At 60.1% G+C, this 25425-nt stretch carries 20 protein-coding genes; 7 read left to right on the top strand and 13 right to left on the bottom strand.

What is annotated here, in order from left to right; all coding sequences use genetic code 11:
- The first annotated feature begins 195 nt into the window (after window positions 1-195).
- Window positions 196-4047 carry a bifunctional diguanylate cyclase/phosphodiesterase gene (locus E4O97_RS15025; protein WP_282445337.1) on the top strand — a complete coding sequence of 1284 codons (3852 nt, stop codon included), beginning with the start codon at window positions 196-198 and terminating at the stop codon, window positions 4045-4047.
- Between the two features lie 229 nt (window positions 4048-4276).
- Complete coding sequence (gene glyA / locus E4O97_RS15020; RefSeq protein WP_078822372.1) at window positions 4277-5530, top strand: serine hydroxymethyltransferase; 1254 nt, start codon at window positions 4277-4279, stop codon at window positions 5528-5530.
- Window positions 5531-5707: 177 nt separating this feature from the next.
- Here the strand turns inward: glyA and yjiA are convergent, their stop codons facing one another.
- The 3 genes from yjiA to E4O97_RS15005 form a co-directional block, all read right to left on the bottom strand.
- Window positions 5708-6667 carry a GTPase gene (gene yjiA, locus E4O97_RS15015; RefSeq protein WP_032879403.1) on the bottom strand — a complete coding sequence of 320 codons (960 nt, stop codon included), beginning with the start codon at window positions 6665-6667 and terminating at the stop codon, window positions 5708-5710.
- Between the two features lie 189 nt (window positions 6668-6856).
- On the bottom strand, window positions 6857-7054 hold the full coding sequence (locus tag E4O97_RS15010) for a YbdD/YjiX family protein (RefSeq protein ID WP_003194308.1): 198 nt from the start codon (window positions 7052-7054) through the stop codon (window positions 6857-6859).
- 15 nt (window positions 7055-7069) lie between these two features.
- Window positions 7070-9136, bottom strand: a complete 2067-nt coding sequence (locus E4O97_RS15005) for a carbon starvation CstA family protein (RefSeq protein ID WP_005791609.1) — start codon at window positions 9134-9136, stop codon at window positions 7070-7072.
- Between the two features lie 173 nt (window positions 9137-9309).
- Between E4O97_RS15005 and E4O97_RS15000 the strand changes: the two genes are divergently transcribed.
- The gene (locus E4O97_RS15000; protein ID WP_216092128.1) at window positions 9310-9678 is read left to right on the top strand and encodes a PilZ domain-containing protein; all 369 of its coding nucleotides are present in this window, start codon (window positions 9310-9312) and stop codon (window positions 9676-9678) included.
- Between the two features lie 143 nt (window positions 9679-9821).
- Here the strand turns inward: E4O97_RS15000 and radA are convergent, their stop codons facing one another.
- The 3 genes from radA to katB are packed head-to-tail and all read right to left on the bottom strand — an operon-like array spanning window position 9822 to window position 13363.
- Window positions 9822-11189, bottom strand: a complete 1368-nt coding sequence (radA, locus tag E4O97_RS14995) for a DNA repair protein RadA (protein ID WP_005791613.1) — start codon at window positions 11187-11189, stop codon at window positions 9822-9824.
- Between the two features lie 35 nt (window positions 11190-11224).
- Window positions 11225-11764, bottom strand: a complete 540-nt coding sequence (locus E4O97_RS14990) for an ankyrin repeat domain-containing protein (RefSeq protein ID WP_078822375.1) — start codon at window positions 11762-11764, stop codon at window positions 11225-11227.
- Between the two features lie 57 nt (window positions 11765-11821).
- The gene (katB, locus tag E4O97_RS14985; RefSeq protein ID WP_216092129.1) at window positions 11822-13363 is read right to left on the bottom strand and encodes a catalase KatB; all 1542 of its coding nucleotides are present in this window, start codon (window positions 13361-13363) and stop codon (window positions 11822-11824) included.
- 287 nt (window positions 13364-13650) lie between these two features.
- Here katB and mscL point away from each other — a divergent pair, with 287 nt between their 5' ends.
- Window positions 13651-14070 carry a large-conductance mechanosensitive channel protein MscL gene (mscL, locus tag E4O97_RS14980; protein ID WP_005791618.1) on the top strand — a complete coding sequence of 140 codons (420 nt, stop codon included), beginning with the start codon at window positions 13651-13653 and terminating at the stop codon, window positions 14068-14070.
- 40 nt (window positions 14071-14110) lie between these two features.
- Here the strand turns inward: mscL and E4O97_RS14975 are convergent, their stop codons facing one another.
- Complete coding sequence (locus E4O97_RS14975; RefSeq protein ID WP_032879395.1) at window positions 14111-14887, bottom strand: ferredoxin--NADP reductase; 777 nt, start codon at window positions 14885-14887, stop codon at window positions 14111-14113.
- Window positions 14888-15345: 458 nt separating this feature from the next.
- Here E4O97_RS14975 and E4O97_RS14970 point away from each other — a divergent pair, with 458 nt between their 5' ends.
- Together E4O97_RS14970 and E4O97_RS14965 are read left to right on the top strand one after the other, a co-directional pair.
- Window positions 15346-16056: a LuxR family transcriptional regulator gene (locus E4O97_RS14970; protein ID WP_248127592.1), complete on the top strand. Its 711-nt coding sequence runs from the start codon at window positions 15346-15348 to the stop codon at window positions 16054-16056.
- Window positions 16057-16200: 144 nt separating this feature from the next.
- Window positions 16201-17325, top strand: coding sequence for a class I SAM-dependent methyltransferase (locus E4O97_RS14965; RefSeq protein WP_078822376.1), 1125 nt, complete (start codon window positions 16201-16203; stop codon window positions 17323-17325).
- A gap of 66 nt (window positions 17326-17391) precedes the next feature.
- Here the strand turns inward: E4O97_RS14965 and E4O97_RS14960 are convergent, their stop codons facing one another.
- Genes E4O97_RS14960 through E4O97_RS14950 form a run of 3 tightly spaced genes read right to left on the bottom strand, consistent with a single transcriptional unit; the run spans window position 17392 to window position 20020 of the window.
- Complete coding sequence (locus tag E4O97_RS14960) at window positions 17392-17559, bottom strand: DUF2474 domain-containing protein (RefSeq protein ID WP_078822377.1); 168 nt, start codon at window positions 17557-17559, stop codon at window positions 17392-17394.
- A 12-nt stretch (window positions 17560-17571) separates the two neighbouring features.
- Window positions 17572-18579: a cytochrome d ubiquinol oxidase subunit II gene (gene cydB, locus E4O97_RS14955; RefSeq protein ID WP_005791627.1), complete on the bottom strand. Its 1008-nt coding sequence runs from the start codon at window positions 18577-18579 to the stop codon at window positions 17572-17574.
- A gap of 1 nt (window position 18580) precedes the next feature.
- A complete protein-coding gene (locus E4O97_RS14950; protein ID WP_005791629.1) occupies window positions 18581-20020 on the bottom strand; it encodes a cytochrome ubiquinol oxidase subunit I in 1440 nt (479 codons plus the stop codon).
- Between the two features lie 316 nt (window positions 20021-20336).
- Here E4O97_RS14950 and E4O97_RS14945 point away from each other — a divergent pair, with 316 nt between their 5' ends.
- The gene (locus tag E4O97_RS14945; protein ID WP_248161595.1) at window positions 20337-21575 is read left to right on the top strand and encodes an MFS transporter; all 1239 of its coding nucleotides are present in this window, start codon (window positions 20337-20339) and stop codon (window positions 21573-21575) included.
- Window positions 21576-21712: 137 nt separating this feature from the next.
- Here the strand turns inward: E4O97_RS14945 and E4O97_RS14940 are convergent, their stop codons facing one another.
- From E4O97_RS14940 to E4O97_RS14930, 3 genes are read right to left on the bottom strand one after another with little or no spacing between them, the layout of a single operon-like run.
- On the bottom strand, window positions 21713-23896 hold the full coding sequence (locus E4O97_RS14940; protein ID WP_248161593.1) for a xanthine dehydrogenase family protein molybdopterin-binding subunit: 2184 nt from the start codon (window positions 23894-23896) through the stop codon (window positions 21713-21715).
- The gene (locus E4O97_RS14935; protein WP_103734825.1) at window positions 23893-24882 is read right to left on the bottom strand and encodes a xanthine dehydrogenase family protein subunit M; all 990 of its coding nucleotides are present in this window, start codon (window positions 24880-24882) and stop codon (window positions 23893-23895) included. The genes E4O97_RS14940 and E4O97_RS14935 overlap by 4 nt, the downstream gene beginning before the upstream one ends.
- Window positions 24879-25403 carry a (2Fe-2S)-binding protein gene (locus tag E4O97_RS14930; protein WP_005791634.1) on the bottom strand — a complete coding sequence of 175 codons (525 nt, stop codon included), beginning with the start codon at window positions 25401-25403 and terminating at the stop codon, window positions 24879-24881. Before E4O97_RS14930 ends, E4O97_RS14935 begins: the two co-directional genes overlap by 4 nt.
- Window positions 25404-25425 lie beyond the last annotated feature (22 nt).

Here is a 25425-nt window from a genome sequence, read left to right as displayed (position 1 = left end):
CTGCGTGGGGAAAAAGCCTGAATGTCTGGGGCTGGAACGCCCCCGCGTAACCGGCAAAGCTACCTGAATGCGCTGGGGCAGTCCAGCCAGGGAGGACTGGCACTTTGCCACAACTCAAGGCATGCTAGCCGCCCTCCGGGCGTCCGGCTTATAGTGCACGTCGCGCGCCAGTCCAGCCAACCGCAGGATCACAGCTTGTCCAAAGTCACGCCGCCCACTCCCTTGCGCGCCGCTCATATTGCGCCGGGAGCGCCCCTGCACGGTACCTTGAAGGGCGCATTGGCGACGCTTGTGCTGATGTTGCTCGCGTTATTGTTCTGGCAACTGCTTGACCAGTTGCAGCAAAACCAGAAAAACCAGCAGCAATACACCATCGACTACAGTGCTGACTTGGCCGAGCAGATCAGCCAGAGCATGGCACTGAGCGCGCAGATCGCCCTGAACCTGCTGCCCATTGTCGAGCCGCCGCGCAATGCCGAACAGCAGCAGGCCTTGATGCGCACATTGCAGCGCTCGTTGCCGGACCTACGCAGCTTCGCCCTGCTCACCCCCAACGGCGCACTGATCAGCGACACTGCCGAAGGCAGCCAAGACAGTGCCCTGCTCGAAGACCTGGTCAAGCGCAGTCACGCCCAGTCTTACTACCTGAGCAACGACAATGACGGCACGGTCATCTATCTGTTGCTGCACCAACCCAGCGGTGGCTCCAAGGTGTACTGGGCCTTGCGCCTGGCCCCCAATTACCTGGCCAACCTCACACGGCAGGACATTCAGGGCCAGCGCCCGATGTGGGCGATCGAGAACAGCCTGAACCATCGTGTGGTCAGCCGTGACAGCGGGATGCCCGCGCAGTGGCCCAGCGCTCTGACACCAGAAGAATTGAACCGCAGTGTGCTGGTCACGCCCTTGAGCAAAAGCGACTGGCAACTGCGCGGCCTGTTTGACCGCAGCGCGGTGCTGGAACAACTGCTGCCTGCCTTTATCGGCAAGTGCCTGCTGGGCCTGGCATTTTCGCTGGTCCCGGTGATCGTGCTGCTCAACATGCGCCGCCGCCAACGCCAGGTGAATGAAGGCCGGCGACGCTATCAGGACATCTTCGAAGGCACAGGCGTGGCCTTGTGCGTGCTTGACCTGGCGGGGCTCAAGGCGTTTTGCAACAAGACCCAGGTACAAAGCCGCGAACAGTTGCACGCCTGGTTGCAGGCCAACCCCGCCGAGCGCAAGCAACTGCTCAGGGAGTTGCGCGTCACCGAGGTCAACCAGATGGCCGTGCGCCTGCTCAACGTCGCGTCCTGCGAGCAGGCGTGGGAACGCCTGATCGATGATTGCCCGCGCAATGCCACGTCCATCGGCTATCAGGTGCTGGAAGCTGTACTGACCCGGCAAAAACAGCTGGAGCTGGAAATCCAGCTCAACGACATGGCCGGCAACGAACAGTACCTGTGGCTGGTGATGCGTTTGCCGGAGCAGCAGGATGACGTCAAGGCAGTGATCCTCAGCATCAGCGACATCACCAGCCGCAAGCTGATCGAGTTGTCGCTGGTGGAGCGCGAGAGCTTCTGGTCGGATGTGGTGCGCACGGTGCCCGATCACCTGTATGTGCAGGACGTGATCAGCCAGCGCATGATTTTCAGCAACCATCATCTGGGCCACACCCTGGGCTACAACAAAGCCGAACTGCAGCAAATGGGTGAGTACTTCTGGGAAATCCTGCTGCACCCCGAAGACGCCGAGCACTACCATGACTCGCGTGAGCAGCAACGCCAGGTCGGCTACACGACCCAGTTGCACTGCCAACTGCGCTTTCGCCACCGCAATAACCAATGGCGCCGCTTTGATATTCGCGAACAGGCCCTGGCACGGGATACGTCCACGGTGGTCACTCGGATCATCGGTGTGGCCAAGGACATTACCGACCAGATCGAAGCCAGCGAATCCCTGCGCGACAGCGAACAGCGCTACCGCATGTTGGCTGAAAGCATCAGCGACGTGATCTGCTCTACCGACAGCCAACTGGCTCTGAATTACATCAGCCCATCGGTCAACACCGTGCTGGGCTATGACGTGGATTGGGTGTTCAAGCATGGCTGGCAGTCGATCGTTGCCAACCCGCAACAGTTGACCGGCATTTATAGCCTGATGGAACAGGTCAGTCGCGCCCTCGGCAACCCCGAGGCGTTGAACACCTTGCGCGATGAAGTCCAGACCCAACTGTTCCTGTTCGACTGCCTGCGCGCCGACGGGCGCAAAGTACCGATCGAACTGCGCCTGGTGCTGGTGTGGGATGAACATGGCGCCTTTGAGGGCATCCTCGGCGTGGGCCGCGATATCAGCCAGCAACGCCGCGCCGAAAAAGACCTGCGCATGGCGGCCACGGTCTTCGAGCACTCCACCTCGGCGATCCTGATCACCGATCCGGCCGGCTATATCGTGCAAGCCAACGAGGCGTTCAGCCGGGTCAGCGGGTATGAAGTGGCGGACGTGCTCGACCAATTGCCGAACATGCTCACCGTCGACGAGCAGCAGGAAGCCCACCTGCGTTATGTGCTCAAGCAACTGCACCAGCACAGTACCTGGGAAGGCGAAGTGTGGCTCAAGCGCCGCAACGGCGAGCATTACCCGGCCTGGGTCGGCATTACGGCGGTGTTCGACGATGAAGGCGACCTGGCCAGCTATGTGTGCTTCTTCAGCGATATCAGCGAGCGCAAGGCCAGCGAACAGCGCATCCACCGCCTGGCCTACTACGACGCCCTGACCCACCTGCCCAACCGCACGCTGTTCCAGGACCGTCTGCACACGGCGTTGCAATCGGCAGAACGGCAGAAGTCGTGGGTGGTGTTGATGTTCCTCGACCTCGACCGCTTCAAGCCGATCAACGACTCCCTCGGCCACGCCGCCGGCGACCGTATGCTCAAGGAAATGGCGACGCGCCTGCTCGGTTGCGTGGCCGAAGACGACACCGTGGCGCGCATGGGCGGCGACGAGTTCACCCTGCTGTTGCAACCACGGGTCAGCCGCGAAATGGCGCTGAACCGCGCGATTCATGTGGCCGAGCAGATTCTGGCCAGCCTGGTGAAGCCATTCGTGCTCGAAGGCCGCGAGTTCTTCGTGACCGCCAGTATCGGCATCGCCCTCAGCCCCCAAGACGGCAACGAGCTGAGCCAACTGATGAAAAACGCGGATACGGCGATGTACCACGCCAAAGAGCGCGGCAAGAACAACTTCCAGTTCTACCAGGCCGACATGAACGCCAGCGCCCTGGAGCGTCTGGAGTTGGAGAGCGACCTGCGCCACGCCCTGGACCAGAACGAATTCGTGCTGTATTACCAACCGCAATTCAGCGGGGACGGCAAACGCCTGACCGGCGCCGAGGCCCTGCTGCGCTGGCGCCACCCGCGTCGCGGGCTGGTGCCGCCGGGGGATTTCATTCCGGTATTGGAAGAACTCGGGCTGGTGGTGGACGTGGGCGATTGGGTGATCAGCGAAGCCTGTCGCCAACTCAAGACCTGGCACCAGAACAAGGTGCGGGTGCCCAAAGTCTCGGTAAACATCTCGGCGCGACAGTTCTCCGACGGCCAGCTGGGCACGCGCATCGCCACCATCCTCAAGGACACTGGCCTGCCGCCAGCGTGCCTGGAGCTGGAACTGACCGAAAGTATCCTGATGCGCGAAGTCAACGAAGCGCTGCAAATCCTCGCCAGCTTGAAGAACCTGGGCCTGAGCATCGCGGTAGACGACTTTGGCACTGGCTATTCATCGCTCAACTACCTCAAGCAATTCCCCATCGACGTGCTGAAGATCGACCGCACCTTCGTCGATGGCCTGCCCTCCGGTGAGCAGGACGCACAGATCGCCCGGGCGATCATTGCCATGGCCCACAGCCTGAACCTGGCGGTGATCGCCGAAGGTGTGGAAACCCACGAGCAATTGGACTTTTTGCGCGAGCATGGCTGTGATGAGGTCCAGGGTTACCTGTTCGGGCGGCCGATGCCGGCGAATCGGTTCGAGGCGCAGTTCAGCAATGATGCTCTCTTCATGTTCGACTGACCTGCTGTTGTGAAGCTTATGGCTCCATCGGGAGCAAGCCCCCTCCCACCTTTGAACTGTGAATACCTTCGAATGTGGGAGGGGGCTTGCTCCCGATGAGGCCAGCACAGTCACCACTCATCCCCAGATGAGCCCCACTTGTCCGCGACATGATGTCCTTTCATATGCCATCCAAAACCCATTGGGTTAGAATGCCCTCCTTTTCTGCCCCCGATCCTTGAGGACCGCCATGTTCAGCCGTGATTTGACTATTGCCAAGTACGACGCCGATCTCTTCGCCGCCATGGAGCAAGAAGCCGTGCGCCAGGAAGAGCACATTGAGCTGATCGCTTCGGAAAACTACACCAGCCCTGCGGTGATGGAGGCTCAAGGTTCGGTTTTGACCAACAAGTACGCCGAAGGCTACCCGGGCAAGCGCTACTACGGTGGTTGCGAGTACGTCGACGTGGTTGAGCAGTTGGCCATCGACCGTGCCAAGGAGCTGTTCGGCGCCGATTACGCCAACGTCCAGCCACACGCCGGCTCCCAGGCCAACAGCGCCGTGTACCTGGCCCTGCTGCAAGGCGGCGACACTATCCTGGGCATGAGCCTGGCCCACGGCGGTCACCTGACCCACGGCGCCAGCGTTTCTTCCTCCGGCAAGCTGTACAACGCCGTCCAGTACGGTATCGATGCCAACGGCCTGATCGACTACGACGAAGTCGAGCGCCTGGCGGTAGAGCACAAGCCAAAAATGATCGTGGCTGGGTTCTCTGCCTACTCGCAGATCCTGGATTTCCCACGCTTCCGTGAAATCGCCGACAAGGTCGGTGCCTACCTGTTCGTCGACATGGCCCACGTGGCCGGTCTGGTGGCAGCGGGCGTGTACCCGAACCCAGTGCCTTACGCTGACGTGGTGACCACCACTACCCACAAGACCCTGCGCGGTCCACGTGGCGGCCTGATCCTGGCTCGCGCCAACGCCGAGATCGAGAAGAAGCTCAACTCCGCGGTATTCCCCGGCGCCCAGGGTGGCCCGCTGGAGCACGTGATTGCCGCCAAGGCGATCTGCTTCAAGGAAGCACTGCAGCCTGAGTTCAAGACCTACCAGCAACAAGTGGTGAAGAACGCCCAGGCCATGGCATCTGTGTTCATCGAGCGCGGTTTTGACGTGGTGTCCGGCGGTACTGAAAACCACCTGTTCCTGCTGTCGCTGATCAAACAGGACATTTCCGGTAAAGACGCTGACGCCGCCCTGGGCAAAGCCTTCATCACCGTGAACAAGAACTCCGTGCCGAACGACCCACGTTCGCCGTTCGTCACCTCCGGCCTGCGCTTCGGCACCCCGGCAGTGACCACCCGTGGCTTCAAGGAAGCAGAGTGCAAGGAACTGGCCGGCTGGATCTGCGACATCCTGGCTGACCTGAACAACGAAGCCGTGATCGACGCGGTACGTGAGAAGGTCAAGGCCATCTGCAAAAAGCTGCCGGTTTACGGCGCTTGATTGCAGTTGCTTGAATGAAAAGCCCGGCTCTTGAGCCGGGCTTTTTTATTTCAATTTGAAATGCATTCAATTGTGGGAGGGGGCTTGCTCCCGATAGCAGTGTGTCAGTCACTTATATGTTTACTGACCCACCGCAATCGGGAGCAAGCCCCCTCCCACAGTTGATCGCATTTCAAGTCAGGCTTGGTAGACCTTGGCAAAACCTTCGCGGATCTTGTCCTCCGGCAGCTCATCGGCAATAAACACAATCACACTCTCCCGCGCCTCGCCCTCGGCCCATTCGGTGTCCCAGTCAAAACCATAGAGTTTCAGCACGCCCTGGAACACCATGCGTCGATCCTCCCCGGCAATATTCAGCACGCCCTTGTAGCGCAGCAGCTGCTTGCCGTGGTCTTCCAGCAGTTCGTTCATGAACTCACTGAGGCGGTCGATATCCAGCGGTTGGTCGGTGCGCAGCACCAGGCTGGAAATACGGTCGACCGATGGCGCAGCGCTGACCGGGCGCAGGCTCATGCCGGCATTGAGGTTGAAGCCGCGCACATCCAGCAACTCAGCCAAGTCGATCTTGCCGTGATCCACCACACGGATCGGCGCACGCCGGTTGATACGGGTCAGGCGCTGACTGAGGGCGTCGAAGGTGGCGTTGTCCACCAGGTCGCGCTTACTCACCAGCAGGCGGTCGGCAAAGCCGATCTGGGCCTGGGCGATGGTCTGGGTCAGGTGATGCTCGGCGTGGGCGGCGTCCACCAGGGTAATGATGCCGTCGAGGATGTAGCGCTCGCGCAGTTCTTCGTCGATGAAAAAAGTCTGGGCCACTGGTGCCGGGTCGGCAAGGCCGGTGCATTCGATCACCAGGCGGTCGAAGGCGATTTCGCCACTGTCCAGACGCTCAAGCAGCAGGTACAGGGCCTTGGTCAGGTCGGTGTGGATGGTGCAGCACACGCAGCCGTTGGACAGGGTCATGACTTGTACCGGCTCGTCGCCCAAGAGCTGGGTGTCGATGCCGGCGTCACTGAATTCGTTTTCGATCACGGCGATTTTCAAGCCGTGCTCGGCCTTGAGCAGATGGCGCAGCAAGGTGGTCTTGCCGGCACCGAGGAAGCCGCTGAGGATGGTGACGGGGATGGGAGAGGACAAAACTATTCTCCTGATAACTGAATAAACACAAAACAAATGTGGGAGCAAAGGCCCCTGTGGGAGCTGGCTTGCCTGCGATGCAGACAACTCGGTGCTTCAGTCAGACCGAGGTGATGCTATCGCAGGCAAGCCAGCTCCCAAAGAAAGCCCTGCTCCCACAGGGGTATCGCATTGGCCCGCGTTACCGGGTCAACAGCACTTGGGCCCACCCTTGCCGCCGTAACGGGCCTCCTGGCGTTCGCGGAAGAACGCCTTGTAGTCCATCACCGGCTTGTCCGGGTGTTTGGTTTGCATATGCTCGACGTAGGTGTCGTAGTCGGGCATGCCGACCATCAGGCGCGCGGCCTGACCGAGGTATTTACCGAGGCGACTGATGTCATTGAACATAGTGGCAATCCTCGCTTATGCGTCCGGTACGGCCTGGAATGGCGCTTCTTTATCCGTACGCTCTTTGTTGCCCCAGGCGGCTACGCCGACTTTGAGCGCATAGAACAGGATGCTGAATACCACGAACAGGAACAGCGCCGTCAGCGTTGCGTTGGTGTAGGCGTTCCAGATCACGTGCTGCATCTGGTCGATGCTCTTGGCCGGGGCGAGGATCTGACCGTTGGCCAGGGCATCGCTGTATTTCTTGGCCAGCGACAGAAAGCCGATCGCCGGGTTGGCGTCGAACAGCTTGATGAAGCCTGCGGTGGTGGTGCAGATCAGCAGCCAGACGGCCGGCAACATGGTCACCCAGATGTAGCGCTGGCGCTTCATCTTGATCAGCACAACGGTCGCCAGCATCAGCGCGATACCCGCCAGCATCTGGTTGGAGATACCGAACAGCGGCCACAAGGTGTTGATACCACCCAGCGGGTCGATTACGCCCTGGTACAGCAAGTAACCCCACATCGCCACGCAGCCTGCGGTAGCAATCAGGTTGGCGGTCCAGGACTCGGTGCGTTTGAGCGCAGGCACGAACGAACCCAGCAGGTCCTGCAGCATGAAGCGACCGGCACGGGTACCGGCATCGACCGCCGTGAGGATGAACAGCGCTTCGAACAGGATTGCAAAGTGGTACCAGAACGCCATGGTGTTTTCACCTGGCAGCACACTGTGCAGGATCTGTGCGATACCGACTGCCAGCGTCGGCGCACCGCCGGCACGCGCCAGGATGGTGGTTTCACCGATATCGTGGGCAACAGCCGACAGCGCTTCAGGGGTAATTGCAAAGCCCCAACTGCTAACGGTTTGCGCCACGGTGACCACGTCAGTACCGACAATCGCCGCCGGGCTGTTCATGGCGAAGTACACGCCAGGCTCGATCACCGAAGCGGCAACCATCGCCATGATGGCCACGAACGACTCCATCAACATGCCGCCATAACCGATGTAACGGGCGTGGCTTTCACTGGCGAGCAACTTGGGCGTGGTGCCCGAAGAGATCAGCGCGTGGAAGCCCGAGACCGCGCCACAAGCGATGGTGATGAACAGGAACGGGAACAGGCCGCCCTTCCACACCGGGCCAGTGCCGTCGATGAACTGGGTCAGTGCTGGCATTTTCAGGTCAGGCATGGTGACCAGGATGCCGATCGCCAGAGCGATGATGGTGCCGATTTTCAGGAAGGTAGACAGGTAGTCACGCGGCGCCAGGATCAGCCATACCGGCAGAACAGCGGCAACGAAGCCGTAGCCGATCAGCATCCAGGTGATCTGGATCCCGGTGAAGGTGAAGGCCTTGGCCCAGACCGGGTCAGCGGCAATCTGCCCGCCCAGCCAGATCGAACCCAGCAGCAACAGCACGCCGATGATCGAAATTTCACCAATGCGGCCCGGGCGGATGTAGCGCATGTAGATGCCCATGAACATCGCAATCGGGATGGTCGCCATCACCGTAAAGATGCCCCACGGGCTCTCGGCCAGGGCCTTGACCACAATCAGTGCCAGCACCGCGAGGATGATGATCATGATCAGGAAGCAGCCAAACAGGGCGATGGTCCCGGGAATGCGGCCCATCTCTTCGCGAACCATGTCACCCAGGGAACGCCCGTTGCGACGAGTGGACAGGAACAGGATCATGAAGTCCTGCACCGCACCCGCCAGCACCACACCGGCAATCAGCCACAGGGTGCCGGGCAGGTAGCCCATCTGCGCCGCCAGCACCGGACCGACCAACGGGCCTGCACCGGCAATCGCCGCAAAGTGGTGACCGAAAAGGATATGTTTGTTGGTCGGCACGTAGTCCAGACCGTCGTTATTGACCACTGCGGGGGTGGCCCGCCGAGGGTCGAGTTGCATCACGTTATTGGCGATGAACAGACTGTAGTAACGGTACGCAACCAGATAGATGGCCACAGCAGCGACCACAATCCACAAGGCGTTGATCGCCTCGCCGCGGCGCAAGGCCACTACGCCCAGGGCGCACGCTCCTACGATTGCCAGCACCAGCCAGGGTAGGTGGCGTAGCAGGCTATTATTATTTTTCATTTTTGTATTCCAGCCAGGGTGGACAGAAAGGACAGCCAGCCCGAGTTTAGCGCTGTTGGCCTCAAAGACCAGCCCCCTACGTTGGTCTAGAGCCTTCTATGCGGCAAAAAAACGAAATAAATGCCAAATGATGGCGCAAGGCTACAATCCCCCTATCCACCGAGGACTTCACCATGACTGAGCAACCGTCTGATCGCCGCCGTTTTCGCCGGATTGCTTTTGATGCCAAAACCGAAATTCGGCAAAACGGATGGGATTTTCCGGTGAAACTGGTGGATCTCTCGCTAAAGGGTCTACTGGTCGAGCGCCCCGAAGACTGGAAGGGGAACAAGGCGCTGCCGTTCGACGTAGACATACGCCTGGATCCGAAAGCGCATATAAAGATGCAAGTGAAGCTGAGCCACGAGGATCAGGGGCAGTTGGGCTTCGTGTGCCAACATATCGATCTGGATTCGATCAGCCATTTGCGGCGACTGATTGAGTTGAACCTGGGGGATGAGGAAGAGCTACACAGAGAGCTGGCGGCATTGCTGGAAATCTAGAAGCCAACACAACTCAAATGTGGGAGGGGCGGTGCGACGATTCGACTTGCTCCCGATTGCGGTGGGTCAGTCAGCCTATCTGTTACTGATTCACCGCAATCGGGAGCAAGCCCCCTCCCACATTGGATCTGCAATGCTGGTGATTATTCGAACAGTGCATCCAACGCCTGCTCCAGGCGCGTCACCCCAATCACCTGCAAACCTGCCGGCATTTCCTTCGGCGCATTGCCCTTGGGCACGATCGCCCGCTTGAACCCATGCTTGGCCGCCTCCTTCAACCGCTCCTGCCCACTGGGCACCGGGCGGACTTCGCCCGACAGGCCGACCTCACCAAACACCAGCAGATCATGAGGCAGCGGCCGATTGCGCAGGCTGGACATCACCGCCGCCATCAGCGCCAGGTCGGAGGCGGTCTCCAGCACCTTGACGCCGCCCACTACGTTAAGGAAAACATCCTGGTCATGGGTCGGAATGCCGCCGTGACGGTGCAATACCGCCAGCAACATCGCCAGACGGTTCTGGTCCAGGCCAAGCGTGACCCGCCGCGGGTTGGCCAAATGGCTGTCATCCACCAGCGCCTGGACTTCCACCAGCATGGGCCGGGTACCCTCCCACGTCGCCATCACCACACTGCCCGGGACTTCTTCCTGGGCGCGAGTGAGAAAAATCGCCGAGGGGTTGGAGACTTCTTTCAGCCCACGGTCAGTCATGGCGAACACACCCAGCTCGTTCACGGCGCCAAAGCGGTTTTTTACCGCCCGCAGCAAACGCAGGCGGCCATCGGACTCACCTTCGAAATACAGCACGGTATCCACCATGTGCTCCAACACCCGTGGCCCGGCCAGCGCGCCTTCCTTGGTCACGTGGCCGACCAGGAAGATCGCCGTGCCGCTCTGCTTGGCGTAGCGCACCAACAGCGCCGCACTTTCGCGCACCTGGGACACGCCGCCCGGCGCCGATTGCAGTTGCTCGGTGAAAATCGTCTGGATCGAGTCAATCACCATGACCTTGGGCTTTTCGATCCGCGCCGTGGCGATGATGCTTTCGATGCAGGTTTCGGTCATGACCCGCAGTTGGTCCTGGGGCAGGCCCAAACGGCGGGCGCGCATGGCCACTTGCTGTTGGGATTCTTCACCGGTGACGTACAGCGCCGGCATACGGCTGGCGATGCTGCACAGGGTTTGCAAGAGGATGGTCGACTTGCCGATGCCCGGGTCACCGCCGATCAGCACCACCGATCCATCGACCAGGCCACCGCCAAGTACGCGGTCCAGTTCGCCGGACGCGGTGGAGAAACGCGGGATCTCTTCGACGCTGACCTCGGCCAGGGTCTTGATCTGTGCCTGTTGCCCGGTCCAGCCGGCGCGGCCGGTAGGGGCTGCGGCACCACCGCTTTCAATCATGGTTTCAGTCAGGGTGTTCCACGCACCGCATTCGGAGCACTGGCCCGCCCATTTGGGAAAGGTCGCGCCGCACTCCGTGCAGCCGTACATGCGCTTGGCCTTTGCCATGTGAGAACCTCCAACCGAAAAACCGCGATGATAGCTCAGCGCGACGCCGGGGTCCGGATTTCGCCACTGGCCAAACGTGAAGCACTGTTACCGACGGGGTCCTCGGCGTTCAGGTCTGCGCCTTTGGCTTGCAGTTCACCCAGCAACTCGACGCGTTTGAACAGCCCGGCGTACATGGCGGCAGTCTGTCCCGCGCCATTGCGTTGGTCCGGGTTGCAGTCGGTGGCCAGCAGGCGCTGGGCGATTTTCAGCTCACCCTTGAAGATCGCGCCCATCAGCGCCGTGTTGCCGCGTTTGTCCTGTACGCAGGCGTTGGCACCCGCGTCGAGCAGACGCTCCACGTACGAGCCCTGGCCGTGATAAGCGGCGAGAATCAGTGCCGTGTAGCCTTTGTCATCCTGGATGTTGAGGCTGTAGCCGGAGTCGATAAAGGTATTGAGCATGTCGAGGTCGCCACGGCGAGCGGCGTCGAAGTAGTAATCCTGCAACTGGGCTTTGAGCGCCACCGGGTCGGGAGACTCCGCATGGGCGACAAAGGCCAGCATGGCCATCAGTAAACCGATAGAGATACGCATAGGGGCTTCTCCTGCCAAAGGTCGACGCCCGTAGAGGCGCCGACCGCAACCAACGAATCAGTCAGTCAGTTTTTGCGCCAGCGCCTTCACGCGAGCCAGATCACCTTTGGCCACCTTGGTGACGCCGGTGCCGTATTCCGGATCAGCCTTGTAAAGGAACGACAGGATGATGTGCTTGCTTTCGTCATCGGTGGTGGCCAGCGAGCCGCCGAAATTGTCGATCAAGTCCTGACGCTCTTTCTTGGTGTAGGAGCGGTACAGGTCACCGGCCTGTTTGAAGTTCTGCTCGCGCTGGATCTTCGCCTGCTGGGTGCTGCCCGACAGCGGCGACTGGCTGTAGCGCGCGGTTTGCGGCTCTTCGCGTGGCAACAGCCGGCTTGGCTGGTAGTTCACGCCGGTGGTGGTCTTGCCGAAGTTCATCGCACCGTCCTGGTTACCGTTGTTGACGGTGACCCGTGGAGCGTTGATCGGCAGTTGCAGGGCGTTCGCACCCAAGCGGTACATTTGCGTATCGGCATAGGAGAACACCCGGCCTTGCAGCAGGCGGTCTTCCGACGGCTCGATGCCCGGCACCAGGTTGGCAGGCGCCATCGCGACTTGCTCGGTTTCCTGGAAGACATTGGCCGGGTTGCGATTGAGCACCATCTGCCCGACTTTACGCTCCGGTACATCCGGCCAGATCTTGGTGGCATCCAGGGGGTCGAAATCAAACTTGGCCAAGTCCTCGGGCTTGAGCACTTGCACATACAAGTCCCACTTGGGGAAGTCGCCCTTGTTGATATGGGTGACCAAGTCGTTGGTCATATGACTGTAGTCACGACCCTGTACTTCGGTGACTTGCTTGGGATCCAGGTTCTTGATGCCTTGCAGGCTCTTCCAGTGGAACTTGACGTAGTGCACTTCGCCCTTGGCGTTGATCAACTTGTAGGCATGTACGCCATTACCGTCCATCTCGCGGTAACTGGCCGGGGTACCGGAGTCCGAGTACAACTCGGTCAACGTACGCGTGGCTTCGGGAACATGGGAGAAGAAGTCGAAACGGCGCGAGTCGTCATCCAGGTTGGTGCGTGGGTCGGGTTTGAAGGCATGGACCATATCCGGGAACTTGATGGCATCGCGGATAAAGAAGGTCGGGAAGTTATTGCCAACCAGGTCCCAGTTACCTTCGGCGGTGTAGAACTTGGTGGCAAAACCCCTTGGGTCACGCAGGGTTTCAGGGGAATGGTTACCGTGGACGACCGCCGAAAAGCGTACGAACACTGGCGTGGTTTCACCGGCGGCGAACACCTTGGCCTTGGTCAGGTCGCTGAGGTTGTCGGTCACCGTGAAGGTGCCATGGGCGCCGGTACCGCGGGCATGTACCACACGCTCGGGGATGCGTTCGCGGTCAAAGCGCTGCAACTTCTGGATCAGCTGAACGTCCTGCAACAATACCGGGCCGTTCGCTCCGGCCGTTTGCGAGTTCTGGTTATCACCGACGTTGGCCCCGTTATCGCGGGTCAGGTTGGCGGCTTGCACGGAGAGGGACAGCAGGCTGGCGGTCACCAGTGCCAACGCGTGACGCGCGGACACGGGCCTGCGGCGGATTGGAGTGTTCATCGAGGTTTCCTCTGGTTTTTTTAGCGCACATTCTGTTGTGCTTGTCAGAGGCTAGAGACCTGCGAGTCAGAAGATAAATAGAAAAACGCCACAGGCCCGATTAATAAAATAATCTGGTAACTGGCTGAAATGACGGTTAATTCGCGCGCGACTGGTGGCACTTTGCAAACTATTTGCGTTTTAATGTGTCGATAAAAATCGACAGTGTTAACAGTTGTGTCGAGCAAGCCTTGTACGACTGAATTACACTGACCTCCACCCTTCTCAACTGTAACAAGGAATAACCTATGGGCGTGATCAGTGAGTTCAAGGCCTTCGCGGTCAAAGGTAATGTGGTCGACATGGCCGTCGGTATCATCATCGGCGCCGCCTTCGGCAAAATTGTTTCCTCGTTTGTAGGCGACGTGATTATGCCGCCTATCGGTCTGCTGATCGGGGGTGTGGACTTTGCCGACCTGGCGATAACGCTCAAGGCCGCACAGGGTGACGTACCGGCGGTGGTGCTGGCTTATGGCAAGTTCATCCAGAGCATCATCGACTTCGTGATCGTTGCTTTTGCGATCTTCATGGGTGTGAAGGCCATCAACCGCCTGAAGCGAGAAGAGGCCGTAGCCCCTAGCTTGCCACCGACGCCGACCAAGGAAGAAGTGCTGCTGGGTGAGATCCGCGATCTGCTCAAGGCTCAAAATAACAACAAACCGCTTTAATCAGCGGTTGCAAAAAGGCGCCTCGTGAGGCGCCTTTTTTCTACCAGTAATTTTCTACTGCAACCTGACCAGGGCGTCGACTCAGGCTCAGTTGCATGTCCCGTTGCTTGAGTAGCTGGCGGGTGTCATCGACCATCTGCGGATTACCGCAAATCAATACGCGGGAGTGTTCCGGCGTTAACTCAAGGCCGGCCGCGCGCTCCAGTTCGCCATTTTCTATCAGCGTGGTAATGCGCCCGTTGAGCGCACCCGGATATTGCTCGCGAGTGACGATGGGGATGTAGGTGAGTTTATGCGCGTACTCGGCCAAGTACTCGCGCTCCCCCAGTTCCTTGATCAGCGCCTGGTAAGCCAGCTCTTTCGCTTCCCGCGCGCTGTACACCAGAATGATGCGTTCGAATTTTTCCCAGACCTCAAAGTCCTGCAGGATCGACAGGAACGGCGCAACCCCTGTGCCGGTGCCCAGCAGCCACAGGTCGCGCCCGTCGACAAAGCGATTAAGGGTCAGGAAGCCGGTGGCCTGGCGCTCTACCAACAAGGTATCGCCAACCCGCAGCCGGCTGAGTTCGCTGGTGAACTCCCCGCCAGGGACAACGATGGAAAAAAAGTCGAGATGCTCATCAAAAGGCGATGACACCACAGAATAGGCACGCCACACGGTGCTGCCATCGGCCTTGGTTACACCCAGGCGCACGAACTGGCCGGCGGTAAAGCGAAAGCCTGGGTCGCGAGTGGTGCGCAGGGTGAAGAGGCTGGGGGTCAGCGATTGCACGTCGAGCAAGGTCTGGCGGGTAAATTTCTCAGCACTGGCCGTCATGGGAGGCTCCGTTTTGCACAGGCTGCTAGTGTCTCTCAAAGCAGATGACGCAAACACCGTTGATTTGTACTGGCATTGCATTTACCCATCGCGCACCGCCTGTCAGTGACGCAAGTGAGCCAGCGGTTCACCCGCAATCCGCAGCAAACAACGCGCCGCACACTCATACTAATCATTTGGCTATTAACCCAACCGGAATGCGCCACAAGATGAAACTACGCCGTCCGAAGACGTCATTTTGATATCACCTGCAAGTCATTAAAACCAGTGCAAAAAAAATGTCCCATCGGTTTTTTCATACAAACCAATAACGCTTGTACATATCTGAAACCCGAAGACCAACCACTTGATGAATTTTTTTTCAGACTAGCTTGTACGACGTGTCCTACACTTGTTTTCGTGTTGGATTGGGGATCAGGAAGTACCCAAGTCACAAAGAAACCCATGGAGAGTTACCGATGGTCAATTGGCACAATTCACGGCTGCCCAAGCTGGAAGGCGAGAGCGAAATCACCACCGTGTATGAAATGGTGATCAACCGCACTCAGGAAATGGGGTTCAAATATTGCTCGTTCACAATGAGTACTCAATCCGAAAATACCCAAGCAAAGCCTTTCAACTGCAACAACTACCCAAATGAATGGAACAAAATCTATCAACAAGCAGGTTTCTTCGACAAAGATCCGGCTGTAGTTCACTGCAAGCACTCTGTACTGCCCATCCTCTGGGAGAAGCAAGCCTTCGGTAACGCACCTGAACTGTGGGACTTGGCTGAGTCATTTGGGGTGCATATGGGCTGGTCCCAGGCGGTGCATGATTTCAAGGGTGTATTCAGTATGCTGACCCTGGTGCGTGACAAGGGTGAGGTCAGCCCTGAAGAGCTTTACGAAAAAGCCGGTCAAGTATTGTGGCTCTGCCATGCGATGCATGCGGTCGTCGCGCTTCAATACACCGGCGAGCCCATCGACGAGGCGCCATTCAAGTTAACGGCCCGCGAAACGGAGATTCTCAGATGGTGCGCCATGGGCAAGACTGCCGCGGAGATCGCTCGCATTCTGTGCCTGTCCGAGCGCACGGTGGGTTTTCATGTCGGCAGAGTACTCAGCAAATTGAAGGTCACCAGTAAGATCCAAGCTGTGCTCTGCCTCGCCAAAGCCGGAATGCTGTAATCGTCAATTAAACACCCCATGTCATTGCGTAAAAAAAAACGTAACATTTACGGCCAACTCTGAGTGTTGATGCCGCCCCCTTCAGTGGGTCGCGTCGCCGTTCACTCAGACGGTTCCGTCGATTACCCAGAGCATTCTTCCCCCATGCCCCTGCTTGACAGCCCCTTCGCCCAGCTCGATCTGATTCGTCAGCCAGAGCAACACAATGATCCGCTGCAAGCCTTCGATGCCGCCGACGAGTACCTGCTCAACCACCTTGGCGCACAGCAACCCAATGCGCTGACCCGCGTGCTGGTACTCAATGACAGCTTCGGTGCCCTCGCGGCCAGCCTTGCGGGCCAGATGTTGGTGACCTCCAGCGGCGACTCGTTCCTCGCCGCCCAAGCCCTGGAGAAAAACCTGGTGCGCAACGGCAAGGCGTTTGATGCCGTGCCATTCGTACCCGCCAGCACCGCGCCGGTGGGACCTTTCGATCGGGTGCTGATCCGTGTGCCAAAAACCCTGGCGCTGCTGGAAGAACAGTTGATCCGCCTGCAAGGGCAATTGGCGCCGGGCGCCGAGGTGATCGCCGGGGCGATGGTCAAGCACTTGCCCCGCGCCGCCGGTGAACTGCTGGAGCGTTACATCGGGCCGATGCACGCGACGCTTGCGGTCAAAAAGGCGCGATTGCTGATCGCCACCGTGGCAGATCGTCCTGTCGCCGTCTCGCCCTATCCCACCCGCTACAGGCTGGACGCGCCAGCCATCGAGTTGCTCAACCACGCCAACGTTTTCTGCCGCGAGGGCCTGGACATCGGCACCCGCGCCTTCCTGCCGCACCTGCCGAAAAACCTTGGCAGCGCCCGCGTGGCAGACCTGGGCTGCGGCAATGGCGTATTGGCGATTGCCAGCGCTCTGCAAAACCCCGACGCGCAGTACACGTTGGTGGATGAGTCCTATATGGCCGTGCAATCGGCGGCTGAAAACTGGCAAGCCGCTCTGGGCAATCGCGACGTTATTGTACGTGCCGATGACGGCCTGGCCGGTCAGGAGGCGCAATCGTTGGACGTGGTGCTGTGCAACCCACCGTTTCATCAACAACAAGTGGTGGGTGACTTCCTCGCCTGGCGCATGTTCCAGCAGGCACGCGAAGCCCTGGTAGTGGGCGGCGCGTTGTATATCGTGGGTAATCGCCACCTGGGCTACCACAGCAAGTTGGCGCGATTGTTCCGTGGCGTCGAACAAGTGGCGGCCACACCAAAGTTCGTCATCCTCAAAGCGCGCAAATAAAAAAGCCCTGCCCTTCCAATAGAAGAGCAGGGCTTGCCTCTCACGCTGGCAGGCCGGTTCGGTATGTCAGTGCGTGGTCAGGCCCGCCGCATTCATGAACATGCGCATCAGGCTGGCCACCACGAACAGGGCCAGCACGCTGCCCACCCAGATCCCCGCCAGCCATCCCAGGCGCCGCCACAATGGCTGCTTCTCGGCCTGTTCAATCTCGTGCAGTGAAGGTTTACCGGACATGTTTCAACCCTCCTAGTGGTAGCCGTCTTCGTGGGTGACCTTGCCGCGGAACACGTAGTAGCTCCAGAAGGTATAACCCAGGATGAACGGGATGATGAACAACGTGCCCACCAGCATGAAGCCCTGGCTTTGCGGCGGTGCCGCAGCGTCCCAGATCGACACGGACGGCGGGATGATATTGGGCCACAGGCTGATGCCCAGGCCGCTGTAGCCCAGGAAGATCAACACCAGTGTCAGCAGGAACGGCGTGTAGTGCGCATGACGGGCCACGGCGCGGAACAGTCCGTACATCGTGACCAATACCAGAACCGGCACCGGCAGGAACCAGAACAGGTTCGGCAAGGTGAACCAGCGCGAAGCGATTTCCGGGTGGGTCAGCGGCGTCCAGATACTGACGATACCGATCACCGCCAACACCACGAAAGCCAACGGCCGCGCCAGGTTATGCATCTGCTCCTGCAACTTGCCCTCGGTCTTCATGATCAGCCAGGTGCAGCCGAGCAAGGCATAGGCCACGATCAGCGCCACGCCGCAGAACATCGTGAACGGTGTGAGCCAGTCCAGTGAACCACCGGCAAACTGGCGGTCCACCACCGGGATGCCATCGATAAAGGCGCCCAACGCCACGCCCTGGAAGAAGGTTGCTGCCAGCGAGCCACCGATAAACGCCTTGTCCCACAGGTGACGCTTGTGGTCCTTGGCCTTGAAACGGAACTCAAAGGCCACGCCGCGGAAGATCAGCCCGATCAGCATCAGGATCAGCGGCAGATACAACGCCGACAACACCACCGAATACGCCAGCGGGAACGCGCCAAACAACGCCGCGCCGCCGAGTACCAGCCAGGTTTCGTTGCCGTCCCATACAGGGGCCACGGTGTTCATCATCACGTCACGGTCGACTTTGCCGGGGATAAACGGAAAGAGGATGCCGATACCCAGGTCGAAGCCGTCCATGACCACATACATCATGATGCCGAAGATGATGATCACGGCCCAGATCAGCGGAAGATCAATACCCATCTCAATTCCCCTTGTGCTGGATGTGGTCGTGGTCGTTATCGCTGCCATCGTCGGCGGCAGACAACGGACGCGCCGGGGTGCGTTTCTGACCAGGGCCACCATGGGCCGGTTCGGTACTGTCGTGAGTCACAGGGCCCTTGCGCACCAGGCGCATCATGTAACCCAAACCGGCACCGAACAGCGCGAAGTACACCACCACGAACAACACCAGGGTAATGGTCATCTGCGCCAGGCTATGCCCGGACGAGGCATCTGCGGTGCGCATCAGCCCGTAGACCACCCAAGGCTGGCGGCCGATTTCAGTGGTGAACCAACCAGCAAGAATCGCAATCAGCCCGGACGGGCCCATCCACAGCGCCAGGTACAGGAACGGTTTGGAGGTGTACATCTTGTCGCCACGGCGCAGCCACAGGCTGAACAGACCGGTGAAGATCATCAGGAAACCCAAGCCAACCATGACCCGGAACGACCAGAACACGATGGTCGAGTTGGGGCGGTCCTCAGGCGGGAACTCCTTGAGGGCCGGCACCTGCTTGTCCAGGGAGTGGGTCAGGATCAGACTGCCCAGGTACGGGATCTCGACCGCGTATTTGGTCTTCTCGGCTTTCATGTCCGGCCAGCCGAACAGGATCAATGGCGTCGGCTCGTTGCCGATGTTTTCCCAGTGGCCTTCAATCGCGGCGATTTTTGCCGGTTGATGCTTGAGGGTATTGAGGCCATGGAAGTCACCGATCACCGCCTGGATGGGCGCGACAATCAGCGCCATCCACATCGCCATGGAGAGCATTTTGCGGATCGCCGGGTTGTCCTTGCCGCGCAGCAAATGCCAGGCCGCCGACGAGCCGACGAAGAATGCCGTGGCAACAAATGCAGCCGTGGCCATGTGCATCAGGCGATAGGGGAACGAAGGGTTGAAGATCACCGCCAGCCAATCGGTGGGAATCACCCGGCCATCAATGATTTCAAAGCCCTGTGGCGTTTGCATCCAGCTGTTGGAGGCGAGAATCCAGAACGTGGAGATCAACGTCCCCACGGCCACCATCACCGTGGAGAAAAAGTGCAGCTTGCGCCCCACCTTGTTCCAGCCGAACAGCATCACACCGAGGAAACCGGCCTCAAGGAAAAAGGCCGTGAGCACTTCGTACGTCAGCAATGGCCCGGTGACAGCACCGGCGAAGTCGGAGAAACGGCTCCAGTTGGTGCCGAACTGATAGGCCATGACCAAGCCGGAGACCACACCCATGCCGAAGTTGACGGCAAAGATCTTCGACCAGAAATGGTAGAGGTCACGGTAGGTATCGTTATGAGTCTTGAGCCACAAGCCCTCCAGCACCGCAAGGTAACTGGCCAGGCCGATGGTGATCGCCGGGAACAGGATGTGAAACGAGATGGTGAACGCGAATTGAATTCGGGCGAGATCTAGCGCCTCCAAACCGAACATAAGTCTTCCTCTGTCAGGTAATACCGGCTGCTGGCTGGGAGCCTGCACCCACTGCCCCCACGGATATGGAGTGTGGCGAATTTCAATTCGTTTCTTTTTTTACCCATCTCGTGGGGATTCTGGCCTTGCGGCCGCCAGAGCAATTCCGGGGCAGGTTTTGATCTGGATCAAGCATCGTTGAAAGAGTAGTCCCATTTTTGCTGTAGGACTGTGTGGTCTTTTGCCGCGTGACAGCTTGCCTCAGCCCTGTTCTTGCAACTATTTGTTACAGCTTGATGCTAATCTCGCCATTCCCCCGTTGCCGACCTGATTGCCGATGCCCAGTGAACCCGCGTTGCTGTTACGTCACCACCGCCCTTTCATCGCGTTCTGGCTGGCGCGGATCTTTACCGCCAGCGGTTTCCAGATGCTCACCGTGGCGATCGGCTGGAACCTCTACCAACTGACCGGCAACGTGCTGGACCTGGGGCTGGTTGGCCTGGTGGAATTCGTACCGCGCGTGCTGTTCATGCTGCACACCGGGCATGTAGCCGATCGCTATGAGCGACGCAGGGTCGCCGCCATTTGCCAGACGTTACAGGCGCTGATTGCCTTGTCCCTGGCCATCGGCGGCCTGACCGGCAACGTGACCCGCGAGATGATCTTTATCCTAGCCTTCCTGCTGGGCGCTGCGCGCTCATTTGAAATGCCCACCACCCAGGCGCTGCTGCCGAGCATCGTGCCCAGCGCGTTGTTCCCACGGGCCGTGGCGGCATCGCAATCGGCCCAGCAACTGGCGACCATCGTCGCACCCGCCGTTGGCGGTTTGCTCTACGCGTTTGGTAGCGTGTGGGTGTACGGGCCGACCGTGGCGCTGTACCTGATTGCCTGCGTCCTGACCTTGAACCTGCCCGCCCGTCAGACGCCGCTCAACAAAGCCAAGGCCACGATGGACTCGCTGCTGGCCGGCATCCGCTTTATCCGCAGCCGCCCGGACATCCTCGGCGCCATCTCCCTGGACCTGTTTGCCGTACTGCTGGGCGGCGCCACCGCGTTGCTGCCGGTGTTCGCCAAGGACATCCTGCTGACCGGCGCCTGGGGCCTGGGCCTGCTGCGTTCGGCACCGGCGGTGGGCGCCTTGCTGATGTCGCTGTGGCTGGCGCGGTTCTCGGTAGACCGCAAGGTAGGACGCGTGATGTTCACCGCCGTCGGCGTATTCGGCGTGGCGACCATTGCCTTCGGCCTCTCCACCTCGTTCTGGTTCTCCCTCGCAGTGCTGGTAGTGCTCGGCGCGGCGGACATGATCAGCATGGTGATCCGCGCGTCGTTCGTGCAACTGGAAACACCGGATGAGATGCGTGGGCGAGTCAGCGCGGTCAATGGCCTGTTTATCGGTGCATCCAATCAACTGGGCGAGTTCGAGTCCGGGATAACCGCTCATTGGTTCGGCACCGTGCCGGCGGTGGTAATGGGCGGGATCGGCACCCTGGTGGTGACCGGGGTATGGATCAAGTTGTTCCCGACCCTGGCCAATCGCGATCGTATGCATGTGCTGGTGGAAGAAACCAAGCCATAAGCTTAAGCGTTGTACCCTGTGGGAGCCGGGCTTGCCCGCGATAACAGTGTATCAGGCAACTCTCTGGTGGCTGAGGCACCGCTATCGCAGGCAAGCCAGCTCCCACAGTTGGAGCTTCGGTGTTTGGAACACCGGTGCTAGAGCACTTTATCCAAGGTGATCGGAAACTCCCGCACCCGCTTGCCGGTGGCATGGTAAATCGCATTCGCCACCGCCGCCGCCACGCCGACAATGCCGATCTCCCCCACGCCCTTGGACCCGAGTGCGTTGACCACATCGTCGTGTTCTTCGACAAACAGCACGTCAATCTCGCCGATATCGGCGTTCACCGGGATGTGGTACTCGGCCAGGCTGTGGTTCATGTAGCGTCCCAATTGATGGTCGACCTGGGTCTCTTCATGCAGCGCCATGCCAATGCCCCACACCACGCCGCCAAGGATCTGGCTGCGGGCCATCTTCGGGTTGACCACGCGCCCCGCAGCAATCGCGCTGACCACACGGCTGACCTTGATGGTGCCCAGGTCTTCATCCACCCGCACTTCGACGAACACCGCCGAGTGCGTAGCGCTGGCATAACCCTCGCGCTTCTTGTCGGGCTCGCTGTCGACCTGTACCTGCAAGGCGTCTTCACCGCTGTCCTTGACCAGTTGCGCCAACGACACGCTCACGTCACCGCTGTGTAGCTGGCCGTCTTCAAACCGAACCGAATCGGCATCCTTGAATACCGGGTAAGTCTGCCGGGCGATCTCCAGCAATTTGGCATTCAGCGCTTCGCACGCTTGCTGTACGGCGGTGCCGACGGAAGACACGGTAAACGAACCGCCCTGCAACGGCGCCGTGGGCAATGACGAATCACCCAGTAGAAAGCTGATATCGCCCATCGCCACGCCACTGGCCTGAGAGGCAATCTGGGTCATCACCGTGTAGGTGCCCGTGCCAATGTCGGTGGTGGCACTGCTGACGGTGAGTTTGCCGCGGCTATCGATGCGTGCCTTGGCGCTGGCCTTCATCTGCATGGCTTCCCACACCCCACCGGCCATGCCCCAGCCGATCAACTGGCGACCGTCGCGCATACTGCGCGGTTCCGGGTTGCGCTGGCTCCAGCCGAAACGTTCGGCGCCTTCGCTGTAGCATTCGCGCAGGGCTTTGCTCGACCAGGGTTTGTCTTCGTTCTGGTTGCGCTCGGCGTAATTGATCAGCCGCAGTTGCACCGGGTCGATGGCCAAGGCGCAGGCCAGTTCATCCATGGCACATTCCAGGCCGTTCACGCCCAGCGCAGCACCGGGGGCGCGCATGTCCAGCGGGGTAAAGACATCCAGCGGCACCAGCTTGTAGGTCAGTTGCACGTTGTCGCAGTGATAGAGCATGCCGCTCCACTCCACCACGTGCTCGCTGAAATCCTCGAAGCGCGAGGTCTGGCCAATCGCGGTATGCCCCAGGGCCAGCAAGCGCCCATTGGCGGCGGCACCCATCTGCAAACGCTGCAAAGTGCGTGGGCGATAGCCGAAGGTGAACATCTGCTGGCGAGTCAGGGTCACGCGCACCGACCGCTTGAGCGCCAGGGACGCCATCACTGCCAGTGGTAGTTGATACTGCGGGCGCAGGCCCGAACCGAAGGCGCCACCGACAAAGGCAGCAAAAATGCGCACCTGGCTTTTATCCAGGCCGAACACTTTTTGCACGTAGGCTTGGCAGTTCTGCGGGCCCTGGGTCTTGTCGTGGATATGCAACGTGCCGTCCGGCTGATACAGCACGGTGCTGGCATGGGGCTCCATGGGGTTGTGGTGTTCGATGGGGGTGCTGTAATGCAGATCGAGGCTGATCGCCGCACCGGCCCACTCGGCCTGAAAGTTACCGCGTGGTTTGGGCGGTGTCTGCGGTGAAGGGTAGGCCCGTTCCTGCTGGGTGAGCAGGTCCGTCTCGAAATCTTCAGGCGCGTATTCGATGTGCACCAGTGAACCGGCGTGCCGGGCCAGTTCCAGGTTATCGGCGATCACCAGGGCCAGGGGCTGGCCGCTGTAAAGCACGCGGTCGTTGTACAGCGGGCGAAAGGGTGAGCCGTCGGCGGCATCATCATCCTGGAAGGCGTCGTCATAGCTGGCGATTCTGGGGCGATTGAGGTGATCAATGACCTCGACCACGCCGGGCAAGGCCAGGGCCCTGGAGGCATCAATCTTGATAACGCGGCCTTTGGCGATGGTGCTGGAGACGACACTGCCATGCAGCAGGCCATCCTCAGGGAACTCACCGGCATAGCGCGCCTGGCCTGTGACCTTGAGCAGACCGTCGACACGGTCCAGGGGTTTGCCGATGGCACTCATGGCTGTTCTCCTGCGACAGCGGCGTCGCTCAAGGCACGGATGATTGCGCGTCGTGCCAGTTTGATCTTGAAGCCGTTGTGCTCCAGCGGCTCGGCGTCTTGCAATAGGGCATCGGCAGCGTTGCTGAAGGTTTCGCGGCTGACGGTCTGACCGATCAATGCCGCTTCCACTGCGCGGTCGCGCCAGGGTTTGTGCGCCACGCCGCCAAGGGCCAGGCGCGCATCGATGATGGTGTCGCCGTCCAGTTCCAGCGCCGCAGCCACCGACACCAAAGCAAAGGCATACGAGGCCCGGTCGCGGATTTTCAGGTAGTGGCTGTGCCGGGCCAGATGGTCGGCAGGCAGTTCGATCGCGGTGATCAGTTCGTCATCGGCCAATTGGTTGTCGCGCTGTGGCGCATCGCCGGGCAGACGGTGGAAATCGGCGAACTCGATGACACGTGCACCACCACGCCCTTCTACATGCACCCGTGCCTGGAGCGCCGCCAGGGCCACGCACATGTCCGAGGGATGCGTGGCCACGCACTGCTCACTGGCGCCAAGGATCGCATGGATGCGATTCAACCCCGTACGCGCCGGGCAGCCGCTACCGGGCTCGCGCTTGTTGCACGGCACCGTAGCGTCATAGAAGTAGTAGCAGCGGGTGCGCTGCAACAGGTTGCCACCGGTACTGGCCATGTTGCGCAATTGCGGCGAGGCCCCCGCCAGGATCGCTTGGGACAACAATGGGTAACGCTGTTCGATCAGCGGGTGCCAGGCCAGGTCGGCATTGCTCACCAGCGCGCCGATCCGCACGCCGCCGTCGGCGGTTTCTTCAACCTCGTGCAAGGGCAAGCCGGTGATATCGATCAAGTGTTCCGGGCGGCTGATGTTTTCTTTCATCAAGTCCAGCAGGTTGGTGCCCCCGGCAATAAAGCGCGAGGCCGCGTTGCTCAGGTGCACCGCCTCTTGAACATCGGCAGGCTTGCTGTAGTGGAAGGGATTCATTGTTCACCTCCCGAGCGGTGGCACGCCGGCAGCGCCTCTTCGATGGCGTCGCGGATATTGCTGTAGGCACCGCAGCGGCACAGGTTGCCGCTCATCAGTTCCTGGATCTGCGCACGGTCGTGGGCGCGGCCTTCATTGGCCAGGCCCACGGCGGAACAGATCTGGCCGGGGGTGCAATAGCCGCACTGGAAGGCGTCATGCTTGATGAAGGCTTGCTGCATGGGGTGCAACTGGTCGCCTTCGGCCAGCCCTTCGATGGTGGTCAACTCGGCGCCGTCGCACATCACGGCCAGGGTCAGGCAGGCATTTACGCGCTTGCCGTCACGCAATACGGTGCAGGCACCACACTGACCGTGGTCGCAGCCCTTTTTGCTGCCGACCAGGTCCAGCTGTTCGCGCAGCAGGTCGAGCAAGGTGGTCCAGGGCAGCACATCCAGTTGGCGCGGCTGGCCGTTGAGTGTCATGCGTATCGGGTGGCGGGCAAACGGCTGGGCCGCCGCGCCATTGGGGTTTGCGCTCATAAACACCTCACGGGTTGAAGTA

It is taken from the genome of Pseudomonas sp. W15Feb34, assembly GCF_023127765.1.
GTDB lineage: Bacteria > Pseudomonadota > Gammaproteobacteria > Pseudomonadales > Pseudomonadaceae > Aquipseudomonas > Aquipseudomonas synxantha_A.
This window is presented reverse-complemented; position numbering and strand designations above follow the sequence as displayed.